Source organism: Clostridium celatum DSM 1785 (genome assembly GCF_000320405.1).
GTDB classification, from domain to species: Bacteria; Bacillota; Clostridia; order Clostridiales; family Clostridiaceae; genus Clostridium; species Clostridium celatum.
On the sequence record NZ_KB291615.1, the window covers coordinates 99,070 to 110,815 of the forward strand.

The following is an 11,746-nucleotide window of genomic DNA, read 5'->3' on the forward strand; positions in this document are numbered from 1 at the left end:
TAGTATTTTATTTTTATTTTACTCTTTCATTTTTGTTATTAAGGTAATTTTCATGGTATTTTTTTACTATTTTTTCATTTTATATATTTATTCTAATATATAATAAAAATTCCTCATTTTTATTTTAATATAAAAAACTATTTAAAAATGATAAAAGAGTTATAAACATAATTCTTTTAAAATTATATTTATAACTCTTTATTATTATATCTTACTTAGTATTAAATTTACTAAACTATGTGCCATTTCATTTATTTCTTCTTGATTTTCTCCTTCAAGCATAACTCTTACTAAAGGTTCTGTTCCTGATGGTCTTATTAATACTCTTCCTGCTCCTTCTAACTTAGCTTCAACCTTTTTAATAGCCTCAACTATTTCTGCATCTTCTAAATAAATATTCTTTTTATCATTTGGAACAGTTGCATTAACTAATACTTGTGGTAATTCCTTCATTACTGAAGCAAGTTCACTAAAAGTCTTTCCACTTTCTTTAAGTATTGATGCTACTTGAAGTGCTGTAACAAGCCCATCTCCTGTAGTATTATGTTCTAAGAATATTATATGACCTGACTGCTCTCCGCCTAATATATATCCATCCTTAAGCATTTCTTCAAGTACATATCTATCTCCAACCTTAGTTTTAATTAAGTTAATTTGTTCTTTCTTAGCTGCAATATCTAACCCTAAGTTACTCATTACTGTAACAACTAAAGTATCATCCTTTAACTTTCCAGCATCTTTTAAAGCTTTTGCACATATTGTTAATAAGAAATCACCATTAATCATATTTCCTTTTTCATCAACAGCTAAACATCTATCTGCATCACCATCAAATGCAAATCCAATATCACAATTTTTTCTAACAACGTAATCCATTAGTTCTTCCATATGAGTTGAACCACAATTTTCATTTATATTATTTCCATCTGGATTATCGCTAATTACATACACTCTAGCCCCTAAACTTCTAAACGCTTTAACAGCAGCTTTATATGCTGCACCGTTAGCACAATCTAACGCAATCTTTAACCCTTTAAGGTCTGTTTTTATTGTACTTACTGCATAATCTATATATTGCTTTAATGCTGTTTCTTCTGTGTATGATCTTCCTACATTTCCTCCTACCGGACTTGGAACTCCTTCAAATCCACTTTCTATTACTCTTTGTATCTCATCTTCTAAGCTATCAGATAACTTATATCCTTTTCCATCAAAGAACTTAATTCCATTATATTCAACTGGATTATGAGATGCTGATATCATTACCCCTGCATCTGCATTATATTCTCTTGTTAAATGAGCAACTGCTGGCGTTGGTACAACTCCTAATATTACTGCCTCTGCCCCAACTGAAAGTATACCTGCAACTAAAGCTGCTTCTAACATATCACCAGATATTCTAGTATCTTTAGCTACTAATATCTTTGGTTTATGCGTTCCTTCTGTTAATACAAAAGCTCCTGCTCTTCCTAAACTATAAGCTAATTCAGCACTTAACTCTGTATTAGCTATACCTCTAACACCATCTGTTCCAAACATTCTACTCATATATTTTTATACCTCACTTATTAAATTTATTAAATGGATAGTTTATTTACTATTTAATTTTACTTTAAATATATACTATATAATTAAAATATATCACCATCTAACCTAGTATATCTATTGCTTTGACTTATATAGTATATAACTTATACCGAAATTTTACAACATTCTATAAATGATATAAAATTCCTACAATTTTAGTTATTTTTAGGATACATTCTCTCTAGTACTATATTGTATCCACCTTCACCATAATTAAGGCACTTATTTACCCTACTAATAGTTGCTGTACTAGCTCCTGTAGTTTCTGCTATCTCTGTATATACCTTTTTATCTTTTAACATTTTTGCAACTTGTATTCTTTGTGAAATAGCTTTTAACTCATTAATTGTTGCAATATCCTCAAAAAATTTATAACATTCATCAATATTTTGCAATTTTAAAACTGCTTCAAATAGTACATCTAAATCTTCTTTAAAGTCTAAATTTTCAAGACTCATTGTATCACTCCTAAATTTTATATATCATAATTTTAACACTTTATCATATTAAATTTAATAACTTTTTATATTTAGTATTATGTATTTTTAGTATTTGATAATATACTTTATATAATAAAGCCAAGAGGTTATATCAATTAAATTTGATATAACCTCTTGTTCATTATTATAAAACCTATTTTTAATAAACCTTTGCTTTTTCCTCTCCATTAAGAACTCTAATAGCTCCTTGAGCTAATGCTAAAAGTTCATCTTCTCCAGGATAAACTACTATTTTACTAATCCATTCAGTTCTTTCTTTTATATTCTCTACAACTACAGGTGAATATGCAATTCCTCCTGTTAATATTATTGCATCAACTTTTCCTTTTAAAACAGTTGCCATTTCACCAATTGCTTTAGAAACTTGATAAATAAATGCATCATAAATTAATGAAGCATATTCATCACCCTCTTCTTTAGCCTTTAACACATCTCTAGCATCATTAGTTTTCAGATATGCAACATATCCACCTTTACCAACTATTTTGCTATAAATTTCTGATTCAGTATATTGTCCACTACAGCACATTTTAACTAAGTCACCTGCTGGAACTGTCCCTGCTCTTTCTGGCGAAAATGCTCCTTCTCCATCTAAAGCATTATTTACATCAATAACTTTCCCAAGTTTATGAGCTCCTACTGAAACTCCACCTCCCATATGAACAACTATAAGATTTAAGTTTTCATATCCTTTTCCACTTTCTTTTCCATATCTCTTAGCTACTGCTTTTTGATTTAAAGCGTGAAATTTACTCTTTCTTGGCAATTCTGGCACTCCAGAAATTCTTGCAATCTCTTCTAACTCATCAACAACAACAGGGTCAACAATAAATGCTTTTGAATTAGCCTCTTTTGCAATTTCATTGGCTAAAATTCCACCTAAATTAGAAGCATGTTGTCCTTGAATTCCTACTTTTAAGTCATTTATTAATTCATTATTAATTTCATAAGTACCACCAGCCATTGGTTTTAGCATTCCACCTCTACCTACAACTGCATCTAATGTATCAATTTTAAAATTATTTTCCTTTAATATTTTCATTATTACTTCTTTTCTAAAATCTTTTTGATCAAATATAGTATCATATTTTGAAATTTCTTCTGTTGAATGTCTTAATGTTTCAACAAAAAGTTCTTTTTCATCTTCATAAACTCCAATTTTAGTTGATGTAGAACCTGGATTAACTATTAATAATTTATATCCCATCTTTCAATACCTCCAAATATATTACTTCTTAGCTTCTGCAACTACTGCTGCTAATGCTATTGAATTTACCTTTGTTTCAAAACTATCTGCCCTTGAAGTTAATATAACTGGAGCTGAAGTTCCTACTAATATACCACCATTTTTAGTTTTTGAAGTATATGTTAAAGTTTTATACATTACATTTGCTACATCGATATTTGGAAGTAATAATATATCTGCCTTACCTGCAACTGGTCCTGTTATTCCTTTATGATGTGCTGCTTCTTCACTTAATGCATTATCTAATGCTAATGGACCATCAACTATACATCCTTTAATTTGTCCTCTATCACTCATTTTAGATAAAAGTGCTGCATCTACTGTTGCTGGCATATCTGGATTAACTACTTCTACTGCACAAACCGGAGCAACCTTTGGCATATCAATTCCACACGCCTTAGCAACCATTACTGAATTATTTATAATTTGAGTTTTAGCTTTTAAATCTGGATAAGTAGTAAAAGCTGCGTCAGTTAATAAAATTAATCTATCTATTCCTTCAATTTCAAATACAGCTACATGTGACATAAGTTTACCAGTTCTAAGACCAACTTCCTTATTTAATACACTTCTTAAAAACGTTGCTGTATCTACTAATCCCTTCATAACCATATCAGCGGAACCACTTGAAACTAACTGTACAGCTAATAAAGCAGCTTTATTTACATCCTCTTCATGAAGTATTTCAAAATCATTTAAGTCCATGTCTATACCATGTGCTATTGCTTTTATTTTCTCAGTATCCCCTACTAATATTGCATCTGCAATTCCTCTCTCCTTTGCAGCTTTAACTGCTTCTAAAACAGGCTCATCTTGAGCTACTGCTACTGCCACCTTCTTTGTTGTTGTAACCTTTAATTTAGAAAGTAAATCGTCAAAATTCTTACTCATAATACACCTCTCCTATAATACCCTTAATAAATATCATATATTTAAATATTTTGAATTTATTTTTATATAGTGAAATATTTACCTAAGCTAATTTTACCAAAGTTTTTTATAAAAACCTAAATTTTCAGAAAACTTCACGTTAATTTTTTAACTATTTCTATAAAAAATAAGATACCAAAAAATTAAGTATTAATTTTTTAGTATCTTATTTATATTTTTATCTATACATAATAAATTTTTATATTTTATAAAGGTTTATATTTAGAAATTATTCTTTCTGCAACCTTAATCCCATCAACAGCAGCTGATACAATACCACCTGCAAATCCTGCACCTTCTCCACATGGATATAATCCACTTATAGAAATACTTTCTAAATTTTCATTTCTTGTTATTTTAACTGGTGCTGAAGTTCTAGTTTTTATTCCTGGTAAAACAGCATCTTGTCTTCCATATCCTTTAATCTTTCTATCAAAATTTTTTATACTGTCCTTTATTCCATCAACAACAAATTTAGGTAAACATTCTCTCATATCAGCAAATTCATATCCTGGCTTATAACTTGGAGTAACTGCACCTAATTTACTTGATTTCCTATCATTCATAAAATCACCTAATAACTGAACTGGAGCTTTATACTCTCCTCCACCTACCTTATAAGCTAATGCTTCATAATGTCTTTGGAATTCCATCCCTTTTAATACTGAATTTCCTTCAAAATCATATGGACCCACAGTTACAACTAAAGCAGAATTTGAATTCTCTAAATCTCTAGCATGATAACTCATTCCATTGGAAACTAATCTTTTTTCTTCAGAAGCTGCTGCAACGACAACTCCTCCTGGACACATACAGAATGAATATACCCCTCTATTTAATGCTCTGCTTTGATAAGTTAAATTATAACTAGCAGCATGTAGCCTTGGATGATTAGCCATCTTTCCATATTGCCCTACATTTATCATCTCTTGTGGATGTTCAATTCTAACTCCAATAGCAAAAGCCTTCGGCTCCATAAACACGCCAATATCACTTAACATCTCATATGTATCCCTTGACCTATGTCCTCGCTAAAACAAGTGCATCACATGGTATTTCATCACCATTTACTATAATACTTTTTATTTTACCATCACTACTTTTTATGTACTCAAGCTTAGAAGAAAATTTTACTTCTCCACCTAAAGCAATTATTTTATTTCTTATATTTTTAACAACATCTTTTAATATGTCTGTTCCAACATGTGGTTTTGCTTCATATGTAATTTCACTTGGTGCACCAGCATTAACAAGCTCTGCTAATACATAATCACATTTTCTATCTTTGATTCTAGTAGTTAATTTTCCATCAGAGAAAGATCCTGCTCCCCCTTCTCCAAATTGTACATTAGATTCTAAGTTTAACTCTCCAGTTTTCCAAAACTTATCCACAGTCTCTGTTCTTTTATCAACATCTTCTCCTCGTTCTATCACCAACGGTTTATAACCTTTTTGTGCAAGCATTAATGCTGAAAATAATCCTGCTGGTCCAAGTCCTACTACTACTGGTCTACTATTTAAGATTTCATTTCCTGGCTCAACATCAGGATCATATTTTGATACATCTATTCTTACATCATTATCATGTATTCTATTTACTAGTTTTTCTTCATCCTTATGTTCAAGTTCTATTGCATAAGTTAATTTAATATTATCTTTATTTCTAGCATCCAAACTTTCTCTAACAATTTTAAAATCTTTAATTTCATCAACTGATATTCTTAATTTTTTACTGATTTTCTTTTTTATTAATTTTTTATCAGCATCTAAACCTAAGTTTATATTATTAATTCTTATAGTCATATAATCACCCTTATAAATTTCTTACTTATATTTCATTATTGTATCATATCTTATTACATAATAAATATTATTTTAATATTCCAATACTTAGTATTAATATATTAAAGGTTATTTAACCATAACATATTTTTATAAACTAATAATTAAAATAAAAAAACAAATGGCAAACTATTTTAAACCTAATAATTTGCCATTTGCTTTTATTGTGTTTGTTCTTCATCCTCACTTACTTCTGGTATAGTTTCCTTAGTAATATTGAACTCAATCTTACTTACATCACTTATATAAACACCTTCTATAGGATTTACTAAAGTTACTACCGGATCCACAGTAAAAGTACCTTCCTCTGTGTAGTTTCCTAAATCTAAAGTAGCAGTAAAACTTGCCTCTGTTAAATCATTTAATTGTTCATCATATCCCGATACTTTAAACGTAATTTTATCTGCAGTTGGCGTAACAATAAATCCTGTTTGTTGATTTATTATAGAATATCCTATAGTAAATTCCTTAGTTTGAGATTTTTCTATAACTATATTAACAGCAACTGAATATTCGCCACTATCAATTAAAATATCATCTGGAACTCCCAAAGCTAAATTTAACGTGGTACTATCAGTAATTTGTGATAAATCTAATACTTCTGTTCCTATTTCATTTATATTATCTAAGGCACTTTGTGGCCCTGCTATTCCGATTTCTTTAACTGTTGGTTCAATTGAAATTAATCTTAAACCATCTGGTAACTGCCCAGTAGTATTTACTTTTACAGGTACATTTTTGCCTTCATTAACTAATATTTTGGCTTCTACCCATTGCTCTGATAGTTCTACACCTTCTATTAAATTATCATTTTCATCTACTGCTGTTACCATATAATTTTTAACTATAGTCTCCACTACATTACTTTCTTGACCTTGTGCAATAACCTTATCAACTTTATTTACTAAAGACTCTGCACCTGATATAGTTATTACCTCTGGCGTAAATGTAGGGGTTGAAACATAATAATTAGATTTAGATATTACCTCTATCCTAGACTTAACAGGAACCTCTTTACTTATATAATCTTCTATTGATACAGTTACTGTTAACGCACTACTATTCTTAACTCGTATATTATCAGGAACTTCTTTTATTGTAACAGGTATTTTTTGTGTTCCCTTTACAAACGCGAATTCACTCAAGTCTACAGTTATTTTGAAATCACTTTTATCTACTCTAAAAATATCTTGACTCTGTCCCTCTATTGTTAAATTAACATAAAATTGCTGATTTGGTGCTAATATAAGCCCTGCTGACTTTAATGAATCTTGGTTAAGTAACTCTACTGGAACTTTACTTATATCATAAGTTTTTATTGGATTTTCAATATTAGTTACATAAAACCATAAGCCTATAGATAATATAAGGCATACTATTTGAACAATTACTTTTTGTTTATTATTCCAGTTATCCACGATTTCACCTTCTTGCCTGCAGTTTTAACATTTTTATTTTCTCTATGCTCCATTATTTTCAAAAGTATATTTCTTAGTCTTTCTTTATCATAGTGCCTAGTTAACCTTCCATTTATAGCCAATGAAATAACCCCAGTTTCTTCAGAAACAACTATAATTAGAGCATCAGATATTTCTGAAAGCCCTATTGCCGCTCTATGCCTAGTTCCAAGCTTTTTATTTATTTCCTGATTATTCGTAAGAGGCAAAACGCAACCTGCTGCAATAATTTTATCTCTACCTATTATTGTTGCTCCATCATGAAGTGGTGTATTAACTACAAATATATTTTCCAAAAGATTAGCTGTTATATTAGCATCTAATTTTGTTCCTGAGCTTATAATTTCTCCAAGACCTGTTCCCTGCTCAATTGCTATTAACGCTCCTGTTTTAGTTTCAGCTAAATTTGATACTGCAGTTACAATTTCACTTACATAAATATTCCTTTGTTTCTCATCTGCAAAACCTCTTTTATCTTCAAATGCACTTCTTCCTAAATGCTCTAATGCTCTTCTTATTTCCGGTTGAAATATAATTACAACAGATATAATTCCAATAGTTAATGTTTTACTTAAAATAAAGTACAACATACTCAAATTTAATATTGAGCTTATAGGAATCAAAATAACTATAAATGCAATCCCCTTTAATAATTGTTCTGCTCTTGTTTCTTTAATAAGCATGTATCCCTTATAAAATATAAAAGCTACTACTAAAATATCAATAACAGCTGTAAAGGACATACTTCTTAGTGAATTTAGTATAATTGTTATAAAATCTTGCATTTAATTCACCACCATAAATTTTTCTAATTAAATTATACACTATTATTTAATTTGTTAAAATTTATAATTTATTTATTTTTTATTTATTTTTTATTTTTTTATTATGTAATTATATTTAAGTAATTTTAACAATATAAATAAAATGTAAGAATCATTAATACTCTATATTTAATAATAAAAATAAATATTATAAATATAATTTATTATGCAAAAGGATGTGACTATATGGAAAATATTAAAGAAAAAATTATAAATAATAAACTTTTCTTAATTACCTTATTAATTTGTGTAACTTTAACTTCTAGTATTATGCTTTTAATATATAAACATAATACATCTTCTGTTTCAATAAAAATTGATCCTATAACAGATAGTACAATAGATGAAGAGTTTACTCCATACTTACAAAAATTTTATGATATAAATTTATCATTAAAAGACTGTGTTAACGGTCTAACTATTGATACTAAAAATACTATATCAATATTAAATAGCAATATTAATGAACTTTCCGAATTACAAAATAACATTTCATCTTTAAGTATAGCTAATAATGAATATCCTGACTTAATTCCTAAACTAGTATCATCAATTGACTTAACTAAATCTCTTTATAATTATTGCATTGATGTATTATCTTATAATACTAATCTAAATAACACTGAAGTTACATATCTCAAATATTACTATTGAAAGAAGATTGTATTAAAAGCTATGAAGATTTGACATACTACGGTATAACATTTACTTTTCCTGATGATAGTATTTTATTTTTTGATAATTTAATAGGCTATTTAAATACCTTAGACAAATTGGATAAAGAAAATATTGTTAAAACTTCTCAATATAATAATTTTATATCTAATTTAAATACTGCTATAGATAACTTTACTCCTTTACTCGAGGATTTAAGACCGGCCATAGAAAAAATACGTGAAGATAGTCGTTCATTGGATGTAATATTAGAAGATATTGCTTCTAAGGAGTCTAAATTTGCTGATGTAAAAAAAGCTTTCAGTTATTCTTCTATTCCTGAAAATTGTGTATCTTACTATAATAGTTTGAATAGTACCTTTAAATTATACTCAACTTATTTGAATACACTTAAAATTGCTGTAATATACGAAAAGTCTTCTTCTGGTTATGAAAGCAATAAACAAGATATAGATAAAAATTATTCTAATGCATATTCAAAATTAAAAGATGTCCAAACCTCTCTTGATACACTAAAAAATTCAATAGATTAATTATTGTATTTTTTTAAAACTTTTGGATAAAATATACCTTGATTGGGTTATTTCTAAAGGAGGTTTCTTATGAAAATTTCAAAACTTATATTTTGTTTTATACTAACCCTTTCACTTTCAGCACTTAGTATATACTCACCTAAAGCGCTTACTGCAAGACGCTCTCAGTATAATACTGGTGAATATTTAGCTTTAAATTGTAAAGAAAATAACTACATTAATAGTAGCGTAATAAATTTATCAGAAGATGATTATGTAGAAGTTTTTAAAGAAAATAACCAAATAATTTATTTAACACAAAGCGATATTTATCTAATGTCGCAAATTGTATATGCTGAAAGTAAAGGCGAACCATTTGAAGGAAAAGTGGCTGTTGCATCAGTTATTTTAAACAGAGTATTAAACTCAGGTTTTCCTGATACAATAGAAGAAGTTGTTTTCCAACCATACGCTTTTTCTTGCGTTGTGGATGGTCAAATAAGTGTTGAACCAACACAAGAATGCTTTGATGCAGTATACGAAGCATTAAATGGTAATGATCCTACAGGAGAAGCTTTATTTTTCTATAATCCCGCTACAGCAACTTGCAGTTGGATGCATGATGTAGAAAAATATAACTTAATACCCATAGGACAACATTTATTCTTTACATTATAAAAACATAAGGGCTACTTTTGAATGTAGCCCTTATATTTTTTAATATATATTAAGTTTGTTCTCGCATTTCAAACTTTTTATCAATTCTTAACTAATTAAATGTTGGTTTTATTGTAGTATTTCCATCTTTAACAACAATTTTCCCCTTAGCTATAACCATATCTATATCTAATGTATCCTCATTTACAATTACTAAATCAGCATCTCTTTCTTTCTCTATTTTTCCTTTATTATTTAATTTTAATACTTCTGCAACATTTGAAGTTATAACTTTTATAGCATCCTCAATAGGAACATTATACTCTTTTATACTATCCTTAACTTCCCTATAAAGAGTTTCAACAGAACATATTCCAAGTCCAACTAATTTCCCATCGTTATCAAATACAGGCATACTTCCATTCCCATCAGAAGAAAATGTTATATGTTTAATATCCACTCCATTTTTTAATAAAAGTGTTAATCCTTCACATGCCCTTAATTCTCCTGGCTCTAAAAATCTTGGATCAGAGCTTGTAGTTAAATCAATAAATCCTCCCTTTTTAGCATATTCAATTCCTACTTTAAATAATTTATCACTTCTATTAATATGTGTCGGTAAAAGTTGAGTTGGAGGTATTTCAGTTTCTTCTATTACCTTAAATAAATATTCTAACCTTCTTGCTCCATCACCTAAATGAACATTAACAATTCCTGCTTTTCCTGATAATATCCCTCCGACTCTAGCTTGGGCTACAGTATTAACAAAATCCTGATAAGTTGCTTGTGAACTTCTATGGTCGGATAAAGCTACTTCTCCCACACCAATAATCTTATCAACCATCATAAGATCACCTTTTATACTATCTGTTATAGTTTTAACTGGTATTTCATAAGACCCTGTATAACAATAAGATGTTATACCTTCCTCTTCTAATCCGTTAGCTTTTGCAATTAATGACCTCATATTTCGGCATATTCCATCAGTACCTATACATCCAACCACTGTAGTTATACCAGCTTCAATTAATGAAACTATTGATATTTCTGGAGTTCTAGTCTTAAATCCACCTTCTCCTCCTCCACCAATAATGTGAACATGACAGTCCAAAAATCCAGGAAATAATATTTTCCCCTTGCCATCTATTACACTTATATTAACAAAATTATCAGGAATATTTAAATTATCATATATTCCTTCTATTTTATCATTTACTATAACTACATCCTTTTTACCTAACTTTTCTGGAGCATAAACATTTATATTTTTAATAACTGTAATCAAATTTAAGTCCTCCTCTATATCAACAAAAAATTAATCCAAAATTTCAATATAATTATTACTAATAGTAAATGAAATTTTCTATAAAAAACATACATCTTATTATCAAAGTTATTATTTTACTTTTTGCATCTATATATGCCCTTTTAGGTAAATCAATAAATATAATAAAAGTTATCAACTGAATGAGTAAATTTTACAAAATAAATATCCACCAGCTTAGCTGGTGGTTTT

At 28.6% G+C, this 11,746-nt stretch carries 10 protein-coding genes and 1 pseudogene; 3 read left to right on the top strand and 8 right to left on the bottom strand.

Annotated features, from left to right (window positions below; genetic code table 11):
• Positions 1 to 204: 204 nt before the first annotated feature.
• From glmM to cdaA, 7 genes and pseudogenes are all read right to left on the bottom strand, one after another.
• On the bottom strand, positions 205 to 1,548 hold the full coding sequence (glmM, locus tag HMPREF0216_RS03340) for a phosphoglucosamine mutase (protein WP_005211125.1): 1,344 nt from the start codon (positions 1,546 to 1,548) through the stop codon (positions 205 to 207).
• A gap of 194 nt (positions 1,549 to 1,742) precedes the next feature.
• Positions 1,743 to 2,045, bottom strand: coding sequence for a YerC/YecD family TrpR-related protein (locus tag HMPREF0216_RS03345; protein ID WP_005211127.1), 303 nt, complete (start codon positions 2,043 to 2,045; stop codon positions 1,743 to 1,745).
• 181 nt (positions 2,046 to 2,226) lie between these two features.
• Positions 2,227 to 3,294, bottom strand: coding sequence for a butyrate kinase (buk, locus tag HMPREF0216_RS03350; protein ID WP_005211128.1), 1,068 nt, complete (start codon positions 3,292 to 3,294; stop codon positions 2,227 to 2,229).
• Between the two features lie 21 nt (positions 3,295 to 3,315).
• Positions 3,316 to 4,224, bottom strand: coding sequence for a phosphate butyryltransferase (gene ptb / locus HMPREF0216_RS03355; RefSeq protein ID WP_005211129.1), 909 nt, complete (start codon positions 4,222 to 4,224; stop codon positions 3,316 to 3,318).
• 245 nt (positions 4,225 to 4,469) lie between these two features.
• Positions 4,470 to 6,066: pseudogene (locus HMPREF0216_RS03360) on the bottom strand (NAD(P)/FAD-dependent oxidoreductase).
• Positions 6,067 to 6,266: 200 nt separating this feature from the next.
• Complete coding sequence (locus HMPREF0216_RS03365; RefSeq protein WP_005211136.1) at positions 6,267 to 7,523, bottom strand: CdaR family protein; 1,257 nt, start codon at positions 7,521 to 7,523, stop codon at positions 6,267 to 6,269.
• On the bottom strand, positions 7,493 to 8,347 hold the full coding sequence (cdaA, locus tag HMPREF0216_RS03370) for a diadenylate cyclase CdaA (RefSeq protein ID WP_005211137.1): 855 nt from the start codon (positions 8,345 to 8,347) through the stop codon (positions 7,493 to 7,495). Before cdaA ends, HMPREF0216_RS03365 begins: the two co-directional genes overlap by 31 nt.
• Before the next feature lie 225 nt (positions 8,348 to 8,572).
• Between cdaA and HMPREF0216_RS03375 the strand changes: the two genes are divergently transcribed.
• The 3 genes from HMPREF0216_RS03375 to HMPREF0216_RS03385 all read left to right on the top strand — a co-directional run bounded on the left by HMPREF0216_RS03375 (position 8,573) and on the right by HMPREF0216_RS03385 (position 10,251).
• Entirely contained in the window at positions 8,573 to 9,040 is a 468-nt protein-coding gene (locus HMPREF0216_RS03375; RefSeq protein ID WP_005211139.1) for a hypothetical protein, read from the top strand.
• A gap of 29 nt (positions 9,041 to 9,069) precedes the next feature.
• Positions 9,070 to 9,594 carry a hypothetical protein gene (locus HMPREF0216_RS03380; protein WP_147576228.1) on the top strand — a complete coding sequence of 175 codons (525 nt, stop codon included), beginning with the start codon at positions 9,070 to 9,072 and terminating at the stop codon, positions 9,592 to 9,594.
• A 69-nt stretch (positions 9,595 to 9,663) separates the two neighbouring features.
• A complete protein-coding gene (locus HMPREF0216_RS03385) occupies positions 9,664 to 10,251 on the top strand; it encodes a cell wall hydrolase (RefSeq protein WP_005211142.1) in 588 nt (195 codons plus the stop codon).
• Positions 10,252 to 10,342: 91 nt separating this feature from the next.
• Here HMPREF0216_RS03385 and iadA read toward each other — a convergent pair whose 3' ends face one another.
• Positions 10,343 to 11,515 (bottom strand): beta-aspartyl-peptidase, encoded by a 1,173-nt coding sequence (iadA, locus tag HMPREF0216_RS03390; protein ID WP_005211143.1) that lies wholly within the window; start codon positions 11,513 to 11,515, stop codon positions 10,343 to 10,345.
• Between the last annotated feature and the right edge of the window lie 231 nt (positions 11,516 to 11,746).

Bases quoted from the DNA above. Each gene is read 5' to 3' on its own strand.
- HMPREF0216_RS03375 (WP_005211139.1), top strand. From the start codon at position 8,573: ATGGAAAATATTAAAGAAAAAATTATAAATAATAAACTTTTCTTAATT.
- glmM (WP_005211125.1), bottom strand. From the start codon at position 1,548: ATGAGTAGAATGTTTGGAACAGATGGTGTTAGAGGTATAGCTAATACA.
- HMPREF0216_RS03385 (WP_005211142.1), top strand. From the start codon at position 9,664: ATGAAAATTTCAAAACTTATATTTTGTTTTATACTAACCCTTTCACTT.
- HMPREF0216_RS03345 (WP_005211127.1), bottom strand. From the start codon at position 2,045: ATGAGTCTTGAAAATTTAGACTTTAAAGAAGATTTAGATGTACTATTT.
- ptb (WP_005211129.1), bottom strand. From the start codon at position 4,224: ATGAGTAAGAATTTTGACGATTTACTTTCTAAATTAAAGGTTACAACA.
- cdaA (WP_005211137.1), bottom strand. From the start codon at position 8,347: ATGCAAGATTTTATAACAATTATACTAAATTCACTAAGAAGTATGTCC.
- buk (WP_005211128.1), bottom strand. From the start codon at position 3,294: ATGGGATATAAATTATTAATAGTTAATCCAGGTTCTACATCAACTAAA.